We start from the raw sequence: 17,463 nt of genomic DNA on the forward strand, positions 1-17,463 counted from the left end.
CTTATACTTCTAAGGCTAGTTTTCTAGATGGAGATGATTTTCCTAAGTATGGTGAAAAAAGAGAGACAATCTTTTCAGGCCGTAGAATTTCCAGAAGTTTATATCGCACAAAAAACAGCACCATCCTCCATGCAGATGTCAACGGTTCTGCGAATATCATGCGAAAATATGCGAATAAAGAGGCCATCTCCTTCCAGATAGAAGATGTGGCCGTTCATCACCCTTTAACCTATAAAATGATTTAAAAGCAGTTCCGAAGCAAGAGCAACGGAATAGAGGGCCTGGTGGTCACTAGAGCCACAATGTCGCAGGTCCCGTAACGTTAAGCGTTCAGCCTGTAGGTTCGATACGTTACAAACCCCCTCCTCAAGGAACGAAGTGAGTAGGTGGGGGAAGTTGATGAAAAGGCAGTAGAAATCCAAGTAAATCGGAACTCACTGCTTTTTTGGTCCGCTAAAATAAGATTATGCAGTTCTGCATAACCTAGTTAATTTTTCATAAGTCCGCAGCATCTCATATATCAATTTGTGCTTGTCAGTCCACTTGTAGAAGCAACCAAAATAGTGGCATGCAAATTGCATACTACATAGTGAATAAAATAATAAAATTGAGGTGTTCGTGTTGTCTATTAAATCTGTTAACCTTAACCAAAATAAATCAGTAAAAGAGCAGGATAATTCACTGCTGGAATTTCAAGAAACGCTGCAAGAAGCCGTTAATATAATGAACTATCCTCCTCAGGTCTATGAATTCATTAAAAAGCCGATGAGATTTTTAGAGGTTAGTATACCGGTTCGAATGGATAATGGGGAAGTGCAGATTTTCCAAGGCTACCGTGCGCAGCATAATGATGCAAAAGGGCCGACTAAGGGAGGTATTCGTTTCCATCCAGATGTTACAGCTGAAGAGGTAAAGGCACTTGCTGGCTGGATGAGTTTAAAATGTGGTGTGACGAATCTTCCGTATGGAGGTGCTAAGGGTGGAATTGTCTGTGATCCTCGCCGGATGAGCCTAGGAGAATTGGAGAGGTTGAGCAGAGGCTACGTCAGGGCAGTCAGTCAACTTGTAGGACCGACAAAAGATATTCCCGCTCCAGATATGTACACAAACGCACAAATCATGGCGTGGATGCTTGATGAATATGATCAGATTCGTGAATTTGACTCACCTGGGTTTATCACAGGCAAACCAATTGCCTTAGGGGGTTCAAAAGGAAGAGAAACGGCAACCTCCAAAGGTGTGCTCTATACACTTCAAATGGTGTGTGAAATAAGAAAGATGTCCTTAAAAGACACGAAAGTTATTATTCAAGGATTTGGAAATGTAGGAAGCTACTTGGCGCAATATTTGTATGGTTTAGGGGCAAAAGTTATTGGTATAGGTGATGCACTTGGAGGGTTATATGATGAAAATGGGTTGGACATTCCCTATCTTCTTGATAATAGGGACTCCTTTGGCATCATATCCAATCATTTTTCTAACTCAATTACCAACCAGGAACTGTTAGAAAAACCTTGTGATGTTCTGATTCCGGCAGCGATTTCAGGTGTTATTCATAAACGGAATGCAGAGAAAATTAACTGTCAAATTGTCATTGAGGCAGCAAATGGGCCGACAACAAAAGAGGCTTTGCAAATTCTTGACGAACGAGGAATCCTCCTAGTTCCTGATATACTAGCTAACTCTGGAGGTGTAGTTGTTTCTTATTTCGAGTGGTGTCAAAATAATCAAGGATATTATTGGACCGAAGAAACTGTTGATGAGCGCTTGCAGGAAAAAATGAAAGAAAGCTTTGCAAATGTAGTTGCTACTGCAAAAAAGTATCAGGTTAATTTAAAAATTGCTGCTTATATTGTAGGAATCCAACAAATAGCTGAAGCTTCAAGATTAAGAGGCTGGCTGAACTACTAAGAAATAAAAAACGCTTAAAAGTAGAAGAAGATATTAATCTTTTTCTACTTTTTATATTTTAAAGATTGCAAATATAATGATAATATCTAACTTAAGAGATTGAGGGAGATGAAATCATGTTTTCTAATCTAAATGAAAAATCAAAAACAATTTCAGTTTCTATCGAAGATGAGGAGGACCTCGCCCAAACATTAAACCAATCGAAAGAAAGTGAAATTGAGTATATTAAGGAATTAAATACCGATCTAAATGCAATTTTATCCAGTATATACGATGAAATTCTTGTTGTGAATGCAAAAGGCGAATTACTTCGCTATAGCGAAAAGATTATTGAGGATTTTTGGCAGGTAGATTTAAAGGATTTAATTGGAAAAAATATAATGGAGCTTGTGGACAGGGGCTATTTTACACCATCTGTATCAAGACTAGTTATGGAGAAACAAAAGAAGGTTTCGGTCGTTCAAGAAACAAGTACGGGCAGGAAGATTCTTGCTGTCGGTAATCCAATTTTTAATGAAAACAACGAATTAGAACGGATTGTGATTGCATCGAGAGATATTACAGAAACCTCCCGCTTAAAGAATGAATTGCAGGAAATACGAGAAAAAACAGAGCTTTATAAAAAGGAATTGCATCACTTTAAAATGAAGGATCAATTATCCAAAAAACTAATCTTTAGCAGTCCTAAAATGGAAAAAATCATGAATCAAGTGAAGAAAATAGCTGATTTTTCATCTACTGTTCTTCTAAACGGAGAATCAGGGGTAGGGAAAGAAGTGATTGCAGAGGCGATTCATCAATTTGGCAGAAGAGCGGACAAACCTTTTCTTAAACTAAACTGCGGAGCAATTCCGGAAAATTTATTAGAAAGCGAACTGTTTGGTTATGTAAAGGGTTCTTTTACAGGTGCGGATAAGCATGGAAAAGAAGGTTACTTTAAACAGGCAAACGGAGGAATTCTTTTTCTTGATGAAATTGGGGAAATGCCTATGCACCTGCAGGTAAAGCTGCTCAGAGTTCTTCAAGAGCAGGAAGTAATCCCGATTGGAAGTACGAAACCAATTAAAATAGATGTCCAAATTATTGCAGCAACAAATAAAAAATTAGAAAAGCTGGTTGAGGAAGGTACTTTTCGTGAAGATTTATTTTATCGTTTGAATGTCATACCAATTAAAATCCCCCCATTGCGGGAAAGAACAGAGGATATATCACTGCTGGCCTTCCATTTTCTGCAGCAGCTGAATGAAAAATATGACCGTCATTATCAGCTGACCCCGGATGCTATCAATATGCTAGAATGCTATTCCTGGCCGGGGAATGTAAGGGAATTGCAAAACATGATTGAGAGATTAGTTGTTTCAGCTGACCAACAATCAATCGATGCTGAGTTTGTAAGTCAATTTGTATCATTAGGTTATGAGCGTAAGAAAATGAAGCCTGTGGTAACAAGAGTCATGCCTTTACAAGAGGCAATGGAATCAGTGGAAGAACAGCTAATTATCATGGCTATGAGTCAATATAAAACGACAACAAAAGCGGCAAAAGCGTTAGGTATAAGTCAATCCTCTGTTAGTAGAAAGTATCAGAAAATTGCAAGTGAAAAAACAAATGAAAATGGGAAATAATGTTGGATGTTCTTTCTGTAGCAGCTTGATTCATCGTTACATAGATGTATGCACGATGGAATAGTATTTAGTAAAGTAAAACAGTCAATTAGACGTCTATCTAATGGCACGATTTTTGCAAAAGAAAGTATAGATGTAAAACTATAATACGCTTTGATTTTGCAGGTAAAGGGGAGAATGAAAATGGAAAGCATTAAAAAATATGAGATTTATCCAATGTATATTGATGGGCAATGGGTTGGCAATGAAAATGAATTCTTTACGGAAGTAACGAATCCTGCAACGAAGGAAGTAATCGGTGCTGTACCTACAGGCGGTGCATTAGAAGCAAAGCAGGCTGTAGATGCAGCACATGCAGCTTTTAAAGAGTGGTCTAAAAAAACAGCAGAAGAACGCTATCGTATTCTAATGAAATGGCATCAATTAATAGATGAAAACAAGAATGAGATTGCCAGAATTATGACGACAGAACAGGGAAAACCGTTACATGAAGCATTAGGAGAAGTTCAGTATGCAAACAGCTTTATTTCCTGGTATGCCGAAGAAGGTAAAAGGGTATATGGTGAAACAATTCCAGCCTCCCATCCTCATAAGAGAATACTTGTCCGTAAGGAGCCAGTTGGAGTTGTTGCAGCTATTACGCCTTGGAATTTTCCTGCGGCAATGATTACAAGAAAAGTAGCTCCGGCACTAGCAGCGGGATGTACATGTGTTGTCAAGCCGGCTAATCAGACGCCGCTGACTGCTTTAAAAATAGCCGAGCTTGCTCATCAAGCAGGACTTCCAAGTGGGGTGCTAAATGTCATAACAGGAAAATCAGCCGAAATTGGCGAGACTTGGCTGAAGGATACTCGTGTTACGAAAATTACGTTTACCGGTTCAACGGAGGTTGGGAAGACGCTTATGCGCGGGGCAGCTGAAAATGTGAAAAAGGTCAGCTTAGAGCTTGGCGGAAACGCACCTTTTATCGTTATGGATGATGCGAATTTAGAAAAAGCAGCTGAAGGTTTGATTCAGTCGAAGTTTCGCAATGCCGGTCAGACTTGTATCTGTACAAATCGTATTTATGTCCAAGAAGGAGTAGCGGATGAGTTCATTAAAATTTTTCAGTCAAAGTTAGAAGGACTGAAGGTAGGCAATGGATTAGAAGCAGGAACAGATATTGGTCCATTAATTGACCGCGCAGCATATGACAAAGTAGCAGGACTTGTAAATGATGTCATAGAAAAAGGCGGGAAAATAACATATACAGGAGAGAAGCCTGCTGATGAAGGGTATTACCATGCACCGATGATCTTAACGGATATCAACGAGAATATGGAATGTATGAAGGATGAAATCTTTGGACCACTAGCCCCGATTGCAACTTTTAAAACGGAAGAGGAAGTAATAGAAAGGGCAAATAATTCGCGCTATGGTTTGGCGGCTTATATTTTTACAGAAAATTTAAGCCGTGCCTTCCGTATGAGTGAGGGAGTTGAATACGGTATTGTTGGTTTGAATGATGGTCTGCCGTCAACCGCCCAGGCACCATTTGGCGGATTTAAGGAAAGTGGTCTTGGCAGAGAAGGCGGACATTTCGGAATAGAAGAGTTTTTAGAAATAAAATATATTTCTATTTCCTTGAGCGAAGGTTAAAAGTTCAAAAAGCATGTTTATTGATAGGTATCTATCAATAAACATGCTTTTTGTTTAGGAAGAATTATTTATTATGAAGAAAGATTATACTCTCCATTTTCATTTATGCAAAAATGAATAACCTATGCAAATTTGAAACAACAGGCTAATAAACTTTTATAATGCTTTTTTTTAAAAAATAGCTGTCGCATAAGAAATCGGCATGAAACTTGCTTTAAATAATAGTGTAAAACAAAAATAAGCCATTAAGGCGATTCTATATTTTTATGAAATTAATAAAATGGTAAACTATTCTGAAAAAGGGGGATTTTATACATGTATGATTTTGCGATTGTTGGTGGAGGAATAGTAGGGTTATCTACGGGAATGGCATTATATCAACGTTTTCCCAATGCAAAAGTAGTGGTGATTGAAAAGGAATCTAAGGTAGCTGAGCATCAAACAGGCCATAATAGCGGGGTTATCCATTCAGGAATCTATTATAAGCCGGGCAGCTTCAAGGCTAGATTTGCCCGTCAAGGCAGTCAATCGATGACGGAATTTTGTCAAGTTCATGGAATTGATCATGATATTTGCGGGAAAGTGATTGTTGCAACAAAAGAAGAGGAGATGCCGCTTCTTCAAAACCTGTACACCCGCGGGCTTGAAAATGGTCTTGCTATTACAAAAATTGGAGCGGAAGAGTTAAAGGAGATTGAGCCGCATGTGAAAGGTCTTGGCGCCATTCGAGTTCCTCAGGCAGGTATTGTGAATTATCGCCAAGTAAGTGAAACGTTTGCTGAAATAATCAAGGAAAATGGCGGCGAAATTAAATTAAATACAAAGGTTGAGAGAATCTACGAAGATTCTGACAGTGTAATCATTGAAACGAATCGCGGAACCTTTAAAGCAAATATGGTTATCAATTGTGCGGGCTTGCACAGTGACCGAGTGGCAGCAGCGGCTGGATATAAAACAGATATGAAGATTCTGCCATTCCGCGGGGAATATTTTAAATTGAAACCGGAAAAACGCTATTTGGTGAAACATTTAATATACCCTGTTCCAAATCCAAAATTCCCATTTTTAGGAGTTCATTTTACCCGGATGATCAGCGGTGAAGTGGATGCAGGTCCAAACGCCGTTCTCAGCTTTAAACGTGAGGGCTATAAAAAAACAGATTTTAATGCAAAGGATTTGGCTGAAGCATTAAGCTACAGCGGTTTATGGAAAATGGCAGGTAAGTTTGCAAAAGAGGGGTTTGATGAGTACGTTAGATCCTTCAGTAAAAAACAATTTACAAAAAGTCTTCAGCAGTTGATTCCTGAAATTCAAGAGGATGATTTAATTCCTGCACCCGCAGGAGTTCGCGCCCAGGCCTTAAGGAACGATGGAAATATGGTGGACGATTTCCATATTATCATGGGAAGACGATCTATCCACGTATGTAATGCACCATCACCTGCTGCAACTGCATCTATTGAAATCGGTAAAGAAGTAGTTAGAAGAATTCCTGTGCAATCGCACTTACTTGAAGCTGTAATTATTTAACTTCATTCAGCAAATGTTTTTTGTACCGAAAGCTTGCGGCAGGTACAGAAGTCCTCCACTTTGAAAGTTAAGAGATGAATGCAAAACGCTGCTCTTCGATTCAGTGGGGTTCAAAACTCGGCTGAATGATGTTAAGCCTCCGGCGAGTCTTGCGATTTTTAAAAGGTAATTTATCGAGCGAGCTCGATAAAAATCCGGACGCAAATTCGACGGACGAATTTGATTAAATAAATAGAAAGGTTGGTCCCGTATGTTCAATGGAAAAACGATTTTCATTGCAGGTCATGCCCGCTTACCGCAGGGGATGGCGGCAAAAAGTGTCTTCGAAACGTTAACAATAACAGCTGAAATAGATAAGAAATATGGAGTTGTGTTGGAGGCCTCGTGTACTCTCGCAACAGAGCATGGACGTGAATTTATCGGCAGGCTGTTAAAGGGGATTAGTTTGAATGATGGTGTTGATGAAGCGATTGAAGCGATACAAACGTATTACCGTGGGAAGGCGACCAATGCCCTTATTGCTGCATTAAAGGATCTTGATACCCATTTTCAGCAGATAAAATCTATAGATGTAGAAAAATAAATAATTTAAATATTAAAAATATATTGACAATTAAATACTGCCGTATTATTATTAGGTTAATAAATGTTGCAGCATGTTTGCCTTTTGGATAATTCCCTTTCAAAACCGTGAACAGCTACAACATGAAAGACGGGAAACGTAAATAACAAAAAACGAACTGTATGTTCACTGTGACTCTACTTCCATAGAGCGGTGAAGTGAATATAAGCCAGTTGTACAAGTGGATTCCTATTTATGATAATAGGATGCTTGTTCGACTGGCTTTTACTATTTCCTGTAGATTTTTTCACCTATATCACAAATAGCAGGAGGAACGTAAAATGAACATGGTAACTAAAACAAAAAAGGCAAAATTTGAAGTGAAAACAGAAACTTATGAGGTAAAAAATCACCCGCAGACAAATCGTTTATACCACATTACGATTACAAGAAATGCTATTAAAGGATTCCTTGAAAGAGTAGGAAGTGAAAACTATTCTGTTCAGCATTTGGAATATACTCCATATGCACGCCATCTTGTTGCGGCTTATCTTTTAGAACAGGTAGGAGAAGAATTTGGCAATCTGCTCCGTGAAATCATTCATGACCGCGAGTCAGGCGGTTTTACTCTTGGTTTAGAGGGGGTTACGGAAGATACTGATGAATATGTTATTTTTGCAACAGCGATTTCACATATAGTAGGTATTCCAAACTTCGATTCGATGACAGGAAAATATTATGCAAGATTTTCTGTAAAAGATACGGACAACAGTGATTCTTATCTTCGTCAAGCTTATCGATTATTCACGCTTCATACAGACGGTACATTTGTTGATGAACCGACAGATTGGCTTTTAATGATGAAAATGGTAGAGCAAAATGCTCGAGGCGGGGAATCTCGCCTGCTGCATCTTGATGACTGGAAGGAACTTAATAAATTTATGAAACATCCACTAGGGAATCACCGCTTTACGTATAAAGCCCCTAGCAGTAAAAATGTGGATCAAGAAATCGAACGTTTAACGTTCTTTGATTATAATAATAAGCCTGGAATGTGTTTTATTGATCAGTTTGTATATCCGGAATCAATTGAACAAGCTAAATATTTGCGTGACCTTTCTAACTCGATGGAGAATGATGAAAGTGTGATTGAATTAAAGCTTCCTGTTGGAAATCTAGTCGTACTGAATAACATTTTCTGGCTTCATGGACGTGCAGCATTTGAGAAAAATCCAAATCTGTATCGTGAATTAATGCGTCAACGAGGTAGATTTAACCAGAATGCTATTTAATTTTATTTAACATGGATTGATTTTGATTTAAGTTATTCCTTTACTTTTAAGTAATATCCAACCCCGCCCCATAATTGGATATATTTATATAAAAAAGACTCATTTTCTGGATATTAGTCTAGAGAATGAGTCTTTTTATTTTTTGACTTTTTCTAAGAATGATAGAAATGGCATGAAGATTGCTTGTGAATAAAGTAAGAACATAAATTTGTTTGCACTGAAACGATATGTGCAGATTAGTTTTCAATTTTAAATAGATCAAAATTTATGTTGGCACAAAAATTGCTTAATAAAAAATTAAGAAAACAACTTGAAAAAAGAAAGGATGATCATAATGAGTTATGCAGAAATCAAAACAAGTATCCCTGGAGAAAAGTCTAAATCTTTAGTCGAGAGACGACAAAATATAGTTCCTAAAGGTGTTAGCAATGGAATTCCTGCTTTTGCCCAATCAGCTGAAGGAGCATTAATTACTGATGTAGATGGAAACACTTTTATTGACTTTGTAGGTGCTATTGGTGTGATGAATGTTGGTCATAACCATCCGAAGGTGAAACAAGCCCTGCATGAGCAAGTCAATCAATTTATTCATACCGGGTTTAATGTTATGATGTACGAATCCTATATTGAACTAGCTGAAAAGCTGGCTGAATTGTCACCTGGCGACCATGAGAAAAAAGTTCTTTTACAAAACAGCGGTGCTGAGGCAGTTGAAAATGCGGTTAAAATCGCCCGCAAATATACAAAAAGACAAGGAATTATTTCTTTCTCAAGGGGATATCATGGCCGTACATTAATGACGATGACGATGACAAGTAAAGTGAAGCCTTATAAATTTGAATTTGGCCCATTTGCACCAGAAGTGTATAGAGCGCCATTCCCATATTCATATAGAAGACCAGCAGGAATGACTGTTGAACAACATGAAGAGCAAGTTCTTGCTGACTTTAAAAACTTCTTTATCACAGATGTAGCACCAGAAACGATTGCAGCGGTTGTAATGGAGCCTGTACAAGGTGAAGGCGGCTTTATTGTACCTAGTAAACGTTTTGTTCAAGGCGTCGCTGAATTTTGTAAAGAGAATGGCATTTTGTTTATTGCTGATGAAATTCAAACAGGGTTTGCTAGAACAGGAAAGTATTTTGCCATTGAACATTTTGAAGTAGTTCCTGATTTAATTACAGTTTCAAAATCAATGGGTGCAGGTGTACCAATCAGCGGCGTAATCGGCCGTAAAGAAATTATGGACAAATCTGAGCCAGGTGAACTTGGCGGAACATATAGCGGCAGCCCATTAGGCTGCAGGGCAGCATTAGCTGTGCTTGATATTATTGAAGAAGAAAACCTGAACCAACGCGGACAAGAAATCGGAGAAAAAGTCATGGGTCGTTTTGAAAAACTGGTTGAAAAGTTCGATTGCATCGGAGATTATAGAGGATTGGGCGCTATGTGTGCGATGGAAATCGTAAAAGACAAGGAAACGAAAGAACCAGCTAAAGAGTTGACGAACTTAATCATAAAAGAAGCCAACAGCAGAGGATTATTACTTTTCAGTGCAGGAGTTTACAGCAATGTATTACGCTTGTTAATGCCATTGGTTATTACAGATGAGCAATTAGAAGAAGGGTTGGCTATTCTTGAACAAGCCGTTGAAGCAGCGGTTGCAGCAAACAGCGTAACTGCATAAATGAGTAAAGGTGTCAGGCACCCCAAATGGACAAAATGGTTTATTTTGTCCTTTGATGGTGCCTGACACCTTTATATTTCTTGAGCTTTCGTACGACTGACGGCTGGCTGATGCCGAGTAATTCAGCCATTTCATAGGTTGTTTTGCATTGCTGTGAGGCTTTTAGTATCATATATTCTTCCACTTTTTCGATAGCGGAATTTAGATCTAAATGATTCAGCTCATCAATAATAGAGGCTTCTTTTTGCAGCTCGTCTACTGTTGTATTAGAAATAGGCTCGCCGCTGATAGAAGGGGGAAGGTCATTAGGATAAATGGTATTCCCTTCTGTTGTTAAAATCAATCGTTCCATTAGGTTTTCTAACTCCCTTACATTGCCCGGCCATCTATAGCCAATCAATGCTTCATAGGTAGCCGGATGAAGCTTTTTGGATGTTTTATATTTTACATTCATTAAATCGACATAACGGTTGATTAAAAAGGGGATTTCATCTTTGCGTTCCCTTAATGGAGGAATCTGCAGAGGAATAACATGTAACCGGTAATATAAATCAAGACGAAACTTCCCTTGTTCTACCATTTCCTCTAAATTTTGATTGGTCGCTGTTACAAGTCGAAAATCAACATGCCGTTCTTTCTTGCCTCCAATTCTCATAAACTTCTTTTCCTGTAATACCTTTAGTAATTTTACCTGCATGGATAGTGGAAGTTCCCCAATTTCATCAAGAAATAAAGTTCCATTATGGGCTTGTTCGATGAGCCCCTGCTTGCCATTTTTAGTTGCACCCGTAAAAGAACCCGCTTCATAACCGAACATTTCTGATTCAAATAAACTTTCGGGAATCGTACTGCAATTTACTTCAATAAATGGCTCTTTGCTGCGCTGGCTCTGGTTGTGAAGCTCATGAGCAAACATGCTTTTTCCAACGCCAGATTCCCCTAAAAATAGCACGGTCGCATCTGATTCAGCTACTCGGTGAATGGTATTAACGATTTGCTGCATTGCTTTGCTGCGATAATGAATTCCTTCTTTTCTTCGGAGTTCTTCTACCTCTGTTTGATAGCCTTGTAGTTTCCGTTCCAATTGTTCATATTGTTCTTGGAGATTTCTAATCTCCGTTTGATCCTGTGCGTAGCTGATAACCCGGATGATTTTCCCTTCTTCATCAAAAATAGGGTAACCTTGAGTCATAATTACTTTACCGGTTTGGGTATGCTGCATGATTTGGACCGGCCTTTTTTCTTTTAAAACCAAAGCTGTAATAGATGGTGTAAGAATTCCCTCTTTTTCAAGCTGAAAAACAGATTTCCCTTTATATCCACTGGCTTTAATACCGTAAACAGACCAGTGTTCCTCATTCGTCTGGAGAATCATCCCCTTTGCGTCGGCAATGGTGATGTTATTGTTAGATGTATCAATAATGGAATGTAATAATTTTTCTGCTAAAGAAGCATTCATAGACTTCTCCCTCTATTTACTATTCATGTGATTATTTTTACTCGTTGATTCAAATGTAAATCAAAATTATCAAATAATCAACAATTGAATTAAAATTCAGAATAATTAATTCGATAATGAATTAATCTCTATAACTAGCCTTTTTTTTCCTTATTTAAGCAAAAAATGGTTTGGCATGCTTATTGCTAAAAAATAATATAGATAATGAATTTACTAGGTTGGTCAATCAACCGAAGAAGACGAGGAGGAAAATCGTGACTAAATATTTAAATTTCATTGGAGGAGAATGGAGAAACTCTATTGATGAATCATTAAAAGAACATAAGAATCCTGCCAATCCATCTCAAATTATTGGTTATACAGTTTCCGCATCTGCAGAAGAAGTAAATGAGGCGGTTATACATGCGAAATTAGCCTTCCAAGAATGGAAACAGCTTTCTCCTGTAGGACGCGGGGAAATTTTGCGAAAAGCAGCTGATCTTTTGGAAGCGCAATCACAGGATATTGCCGAAACAGCTACGAAAGAAATGGGTAAAAGACTGGCTGAAATGAAGGGTGAGGTTCTTCGCGGAGCAGCCATTTTACGTTACTATGCACAAGAAGGAATGAGAAAACTAGGCGAAGTTTTACCTTCAGCAAACAGTCAAAATACCCTTTATTCAATGAGAGTTCCATTGGGGGTTATTTCTGTCATTACGCCCTGGAATTTCCCTGTAGCTATTCCGATTTGGAAAATTGCACCGGCACTCGTTTACGGCAATACAGTTGTTTGGAAGCCTTCCCAAGAAACTGGTATTACAGCAGTAAAGATAGCTAGTATTTTTGAACAGGCGGGTCTGCCGGCTGGTGTATTAAACCTTATAAATGGAAGCGGAGAAATTGTGGGGAACGCACTTGTTGAACACTCGGAAACGGCAGCTATCACATTTACTGGTTCGAACCGAGTCGGAAGAGAGCTGGCTTCCAAAGCTGTGGCCCAAAATAAAAAGTATCAGCTGGAGCTTGGAGGCAAAAATCCAGTGATTGTTCTTGAGGATGCCGACCTGGATTTAGCTGCTAAATTAACAGTTGAAGGAGCTATGAAGCAGACGGGTCAACGATGTACAGCGACAAGTCGGGTATATGTTGAACAGTCGGTCTATGATACATTTGTTGAAAAGCTTATAGGGAATGTGTCACAAATTACGGTTGGAGATGGATTAGACGAGGCTGTTACGATGGGGCCTGTTGCATCAAAGAAACAATTTGAAACGGTTACATCCTATATTAAAAAGGGAATCGAAGAAGGTGCGGAACTTCTCTACGGTGGTCAAACTTTGTATGATCCTTCTTATAACGGAGGCTATTTTATTGAACCAACCATATTTAGCCAAGTAACAAACGAAATGACTATTGCCAGAGAAGAAATCTTTGGTCCGGTTTTAGCAGTTATTAAAGTTGGCGACTATACGGAAGCGCTTGCTCAAGCAAATGATACAATCTATGGATTAAGCGCATCATTGTTTACAACTAATTTAAACAAAGCCTTTGATTTTATCAAAAATAGTGAAGTTGGAATGGTTCAAATTAACGGAGAGACTGGAGGAGCGGAACCGCAGGCACCATTTGGGGGCATGAAAGAATCTAGCTCGGGTACACGGGAACAAGGTCAGGCAGCAATGGAATTCTTTACCGCTTATAAAACGATTTCGATTACTTCTAGTTTGTAAATGTTTCAATGATAGATTTTAGAACTGTATAAAGAAGGTGTAAGTAATCTAATGGAAGAGGTGAATGAAGTTGGATAAGCGAAACTCTAGTAAAGTATTGTCTAGGATGGATATCATTTTTCTTGCTTTTGGTGCTATGATTGGTTGGGGCTGGGTTGTTCTTTCTGGAAATTGGATTACATCTGCTGGTACGCTTGGAGCCATGATTGCTTTCCTTGGAGGGGGCGTTCTAGTTATTTTTGTTGGTTTAGTTTATGCGGAACTGACAGCAGCCATGCCGGATGTCGGCGGGGAGCTATATTATACTTTGAGAGGAATAGGCCCTAAAACAGCCTTCGTATCAGCATGGGCATTAGCATTGGGGTATCTATCTGTTGTTGCTTTTGAAGCAGTGGCCCTTCCTACAGTGGTTGAATACATTTTTCCAGGTTATAAAATGGGTTATATGTATACCATTGCTGAATATGATGTATATCTCACATGGGTGCTGGTCGGATCTGTCGTATCCATTATTGTGACAGCGATTAATTACTTTGGAATGAAATCAGCCGCGATTTTTCAAATGGTATTAACTGTTATTATCGCTCTAATTGGTATCATGCTTATGGTAGGAGCAGGATTTAATGGAAATCTTTCTAACGCAGAACCACTATTCTCGGGCGGTACAGCAGGTATTATTACAGTTCTTGTCATGACTCCTTTCTTATTCGTAGGTTTTGATGTTATACCGCAAGCTTCTAGTGAAATGAATGTTTCACCGAAAGCAATTGGAAAGCTTCTTATATTCTCTGTAGTGGTAGCCGTAGTTTTTTATGTTGGTGTTATTTTTGCAGTTGGTGTTGCATTGGATCAAAATGCATTGGCTGCTTCTGTATTACCGACAGCAGATGCAATGGCAGCGGTTTTTGGATCTGAAATATTCTCAACCGTCTTAATACTTGGAGGAGTAGCAGGAATTCTTACGAGTTGGAATGCATTTATTGTGGGCGGCAGTCGTGTGCTTCTATCAATGGCTGAGAAGAAAATGATTCCAGAATGGTTTGGCAAAATTCACCCTAAATACGGAACACCAACAAATGCGGTCATTTTTATTGGCGGATTAGCCACTTTTGCTCCATTACTAGGAAGACCAATGCTAGTTTGGCTTGTAGATGCAGGCGGATTAGCTATTGTTATTGGGTATTTACTAGTTTCGGTCGCTTTCGTTCGGTTACGCAAGACAGAACCCAATATGGAGCGTCCATTCCGTGCAGGTAAATCAAGTATTGTCGGATGGATTGCAACGATTTTGGGTGTTGGTTTTATCGCAATGTATATGCCAGGAATGCCGGCTGCATTGATATGGCCGTATGAGTGGATTATCTTTGTTGGTTGGTGGGGAATTGGTTTCGCTCTTATGTATAAGATGAGGGAAAACTTTGTGCCTGGAAGAATTACTTATCGTTCTGAACTGCCTCAATCGATTGAAGAAATACGGAACGGCTAAATTATCAATCAGGACATGAGTTGAATTTGAAGAATTTTCAAAAATATTGTAGAATAATATTGTTGAACCTGCTAGTTTAGCAGGTTTTTCTTTATTTGGCTTTAATTATATAAATTTCGATCTTTTTCTTGTACAAAAAATTACATAATATACTATTCATATAATGGAAAATACGTTATTATTATATATATGATTATTATGATAATTCAAAATATTAGAATAACGGGTGAGTGATATGCAATTTGGAATGGAATTAAATCAATATCAAAGCCTGAAGCTGACATTGACACCTGAGTTGCGGCAATCAATCAATATTTTGCAATATTCATCTCATGAGTTAATTGATTTCTTAAAACAGCAGGCAGTGGAAAATCCATTACTGGAAATAAAAGAAAATAATAGCATGGATTTTGTAACACGTAATTATAATAAAACGGAAACAAATTACAGCGCTTACAATAATGTTGATAAGGACTATGATCCAATTATACATTATTCTGACACCATCATGACACTTGAAAAGCATCTACTTGAGCAAATCATGACAAACAATGATATCACTAAAGCTCAAAAACAGATTTTAAGATTTTTAATCGGTCATTTAAATCAATATGGTTATTTGGAAATAGAGCCAGCCACTGCCGCTCATATATTGTCTGTCTCAATGGAAGAAATGGAAGAGTCTGTATCTCTTTTGCAATCGCTTGATCCGATTGGTGTAGGGGCTAGAGATTTAAAAGAATGCTTGCTAATTCAGACAGCCACACAACAAGATTCTCATCCATTAGCCTATCCTATTATTGAACACCATATGGAGGATCTAGCTGCAAAACGCTATCATAAAATGGCTAAACAATTTAATGTGACTGTTCAGGATATCCAAAAAGCGGCTGATTTTATAAAAACTTTAAATCCCCGCCCATGCAGTGAATATCATCATGAAATGACCCAATATATTACTCCTGACGTAATAGTAGAAAAAGTAAATGATGAATATTTAATTATTGTAAATGACAGCATGATTCCTCAAATTTCTATACATCCTATTTATAAGAATAATGCTATGAAAAAGGCAGAGGATTATATAAAAAGGAAACAACATGAGGTGTCCATGCTGATGAACGGCATTTCACAAAGAAAGTATACATTATACAAAGTGACAGAGGCTATCGTAGAGATGCAGAAGGATTTCTTTCAATTTGGCATGACCAAATTAAAACCGATGACGCTTAAGGATATTTCAGAACAGCTTGGTTTTCATGAATCTACAATCAGCAGGGCAACAAGTAATAAGTATATTCAGACACAGCATGGGCTCTTTAAAGTAAAGGATTTATTTTCAACTGGTTTATCTAGAAAGAATAGTTTGGAAAATGAGTCAGCGGTGGTTATTAAGGAAAAAATTAAAGATTTGATTGATAAAGAAAATAAAGAAAAGCCAATATCAGACCAAATGATTGTTGAATTACTTATGAAAAATGGAGTGCAAATTTCCCGCAGAACCGTTGCAAAATATCGAGAAGAAATGGGGATACCTGGTTCTTCAAAAAGAAAGAGATACTAAAAAGCAGGTGCGTGATACTAGTAGCTTAATAATCTATGAAAAAATGAAAGGAAGGACTATCCTCCTTTCATTTTTTCATTAAAAGGCCTTTGCAGCTGCTGTAGATTGGGATAGGCAATCCCAATAAGAATAATGGTCACACCTACCCACTGGGAAAGCGTAACATGTTCCTTGAGAATAAGAGTAGACATGGTGATAGCAGTAGGTAATTCAGATGCACTTAAGATATTGCCTAGCCCGCTGCCGACTTTTGGCATCCCAATATTAAACAGAAGGGGAGGGAGGAATGATCCAAAAAAGGCAAAGAACAAGGCAAATGGAAGCAATCCATCTGTCAGTGAGCCATTTATAAGAAAGTCTGGCGGTAAAATGAAAAACACAAGTATCGTTGCTCCAGTTGTCATAAGTGCACTTTTCCGAATGGGATGGATAGGTATCGTAGTGCGACCGCTAATATAAATAAAGGAGGCAAAGGATAATGCCGAAAGTAGTCCCCAGCCCAATCCAATGAACGAAAAAGAAAGGCTGTTGGACAAAATTCCCGTTGCCAGCACGGAGCCAAAAAGGATAACAGCGGTTGCGATTAAATTTTTTTGATTTGGTATCTTTTTATCCAAAAGTAATTGTAAAATGATTCCAATCCATGTGAATTGCAGTAATAGGATAATGGCTAAGGAAGCATCGACGTATTTGAGTGATTGATTATAAAAAATACCCGTTAATCCCATAGGTGTTCCACTTATAAGCAAAATTAACAATTGTTTTAAGCTTAAATTGTTTTTGGGTATAAAAATCGCAAGTGTCCATAACATGATGGCACCAAAAAAATACTGTGTTCCCGTTACATCATTTACAGTGAATCCTTCGGAGTACGCTAGTTTAACAAATGTTGATACAACACCATAAGAACAGCCTCCTAGAAAAACAAGGAGAGCATATTTCCAAATACTCATAATTTCCTCCTTACTAAATACAGACAATAAAAACCACCCGCCTATAT

Annotated in this window: 11 protein-coding genes and 2 pseudogenes; 11 read left to right on the forward strand and 2 right to left on the reverse strand. The window is 38.2% G+C overall.

Features of this window, described 5'->3' with window-relative positions:
• The 8 genes and pseudogenes from F4V44_RS27185 to gabT all read left to right on the forward strand — a co-directional run.
• Window positions 1-245, forward strand: a pseudogene (locus F4V44_RS27185) (RNA-guided endonuclease TnpB family protein); the annotation flags it as partial.
• A 376-nt stretch (window positions 246-621) separates the two neighbouring features.
• The gene (locus tag F4V44_RS03515) at window positions 622-1,911 is read left to right on the forward strand and encodes a Glu/Leu/Phe/Val family dehydrogenase (RefSeq protein WP_317978302.1); all 1,290 of its coding nucleotides are present in this window, start codon (window positions 622-624) and stop codon (window positions 1,909-1,911) included.
• Between the two features lie 212 nt (window positions 1,912-2,123).
• Window positions 2,124-3,536 (forward strand): annotated as a pseudogene (locus tag F4V44_RS03520) (sigma-54 interaction domain-containing protein); the annotation flags it as partial.
• Window positions 3,537-3,752: 216 nt separating this feature from the next.
• Window positions 3,753-5,174, forward strand: a complete 1,422-nt coding sequence (locus F4V44_RS03525) for an NAD-dependent succinate-semialdehyde dehydrogenase (RefSeq protein ID WP_150438880.1) — start codon at window positions 3,753-3,755, stop codon at window positions 5,172-5,174.
• A gap of 315 nt (window positions 5,175-5,489) precedes the next feature.
• Window positions 5,490-6,704 carry an L-2-hydroxyglutarate oxidase gene (gene lhgO / locus F4V44_RS03530; RefSeq protein ID WP_150438613.1) on the forward strand — a complete coding sequence of 405 codons (1,215 nt, stop codon included), beginning with the start codon at window positions 5,490-5,492 and terminating at the stop codon, window positions 6,702-6,704.
• A gap of 250 nt (window positions 6,705-6,954) precedes the next feature.
• Window positions 6,955-7,287 carry a DUF3870 domain-containing protein gene (locus F4V44_RS03535; protein ID WP_150438614.1) on the forward strand — a complete coding sequence of 111 codons (333 nt, stop codon included), beginning with the start codon at window positions 6,955-6,957 and terminating at the stop codon, window positions 7,285-7,287.
• A gap of 320 nt (window positions 7,288-7,607) precedes the next feature.
• Window positions 7,608-8,558, forward strand: a complete 951-nt coding sequence (gene glaH, locus F4V44_RS03540; protein ID WP_150438615.1) for a glutarate dioxygenase GlaH — start codon at window positions 7,608-7,610, stop codon at window positions 8,556-8,558.
• Window positions 8,559-8,892: 334 nt separating this feature from the next.
• Complete coding sequence (gene gabT, locus F4V44_RS03545) at window positions 8,893-10,245, forward strand: 4-aminobutyrate--2-oxoglutarate transaminase (protein WP_396897472.1); 1,353 nt, start codon at window positions 8,893-8,895, stop codon at window positions 10,243-10,245.
• A gap of 40 nt (window positions 10,246-10,285) precedes the next feature.
• Here the strand turns inward: gabT and F4V44_RS03550 are convergent, their stop codons facing one another.
• Window positions 10,286-11,704 (reverse strand): sigma-54 interaction domain-containing protein, encoded by a 1,419-nt coding sequence (locus F4V44_RS03550; protein WP_150438617.1) that lies wholly within the window; start codon window positions 11,702-11,704, stop codon window positions 10,286-10,288.
• A gap of 254 nt (window positions 11,705-11,958) precedes the next feature.
• On the opposite strand from F4V44_RS03550, the gene F4V44_RS03555 reads away from it, so the two are divergent.
• The 3 genes from F4V44_RS03555 (at window position 11,959) to rpoN (ending at window position 16,463) form a co-directional block, all read left to right on the forward strand.
• A complete protein-coding gene (locus tag F4V44_RS03555; protein WP_223881781.1) occupies window positions 11,959-13,413 on the forward strand; it encodes an aldehyde dehydrogenase family protein in 1,455 nt (484 codons plus the stop codon).
• A 106-nt stretch (window positions 13,414-13,519) separates the two neighbouring features.
• Window positions 13,520-14,899, forward strand: a complete 1,380-nt coding sequence (locus F4V44_RS03560) for an APC family permease (protein ID WP_396897473.1) — start codon at window positions 13,520-13,522, stop codon at window positions 14,897-14,899.
• Between the two features lie 235 nt (window positions 14,900-15,134).
• Window positions 15,135-16,463: an RNA polymerase factor sigma-54 gene (gene rpoN, locus F4V44_RS03565; protein ID WP_150438619.1), complete on the forward strand. Its 1,329-nt coding sequence runs from the start codon at window positions 15,135-15,137 to the stop codon at window positions 16,461-16,463.
• Window positions 16,464-16,519: 56 nt separating this feature from the next.
• On the opposite strand, the gene F4V44_RS03570 is transcribed toward rpoN, so the two are convergent.
• On the reverse strand, window positions 16,520-17,416 hold the full coding sequence (locus F4V44_RS03570; RefSeq protein WP_191090545.1) for an EamA family transporter: 897 nt from the start codon (window positions 17,414-17,416) through the stop codon (window positions 16,520-16,522).
• Window positions 17,417-17,463 lie beyond the last annotated feature (47 nt).

It is taken from the genome of Niallia endozanthoxylica (genome assembly GCF_008710145.1).
Classification (GTDB): Bacteria; Bacillota; Bacilli; order Bacillales; family Cytobacillaceae; genus Bacillus_BD; species Bacillus_BD endozanthoxylica.

Bases quoted from the DNA above. Each gene is read 5' to 3' on its own strand.
- F4V44_RS03560 (WP_396897473.1), top strand. From the start codon at position 13,520: ATGGATATCATTTTTCTTGCTTTTGGTGCTATGATTGGTTGGGGCTGG.
- lhgO (WP_150438613.1), top strand. From the start codon at position 5,490: ATGTATGATTTTGCGATTGTTGGTGGAGGAATAGTAGGGTTATCTACG.
- F4V44_RS03525 (WP_150438880.1), top strand. From the start codon at position 3,753: ATGTATATTGATGGGCAATGGGTTGGCAATGAAAATGAATTCTTTACG.
- F4V44_RS03535 (WP_150438614.1), top strand. From the start codon at position 6,955: ATGTTCAATGGAAAAACGATTTTCATTGCAGGTCATGCCCGCTTACCG.
- F4V44_RS03550 (WP_150438617.1), bottom strand. From the start codon at position 11,704: ATGAATGCTTCTTTAGCAGAAAAATTATTACATTCCATTATTGATACA.
- rpoN (WP_150438619.1), top strand. From the start codon at position 15,135: ATGCAATTTGGAATGGAATTAAATCAATATCAAAGCCTGAAGCTGACA.
- glaH (WP_150438615.1), top strand. From the start codon at position 7,608: ATGAACATGGTAACTAAAACAAAAAAGGCAAAATTTGAAGTGAAAACA.
- F4V44_RS03570 (WP_191090545.1), bottom strand. From the start codon at position 17,416: ATGAGTATTTGGAAATATGCTCTCCTTGTTTTTCTAGGAGGCTGTTCT.
- gabT (WP_396897472.1), top strand. From the start codon at position 8,893: ATGAGTTATGCAGAAATCAAAACAAGTATCCCTGGAGAAAAGTCTAAA.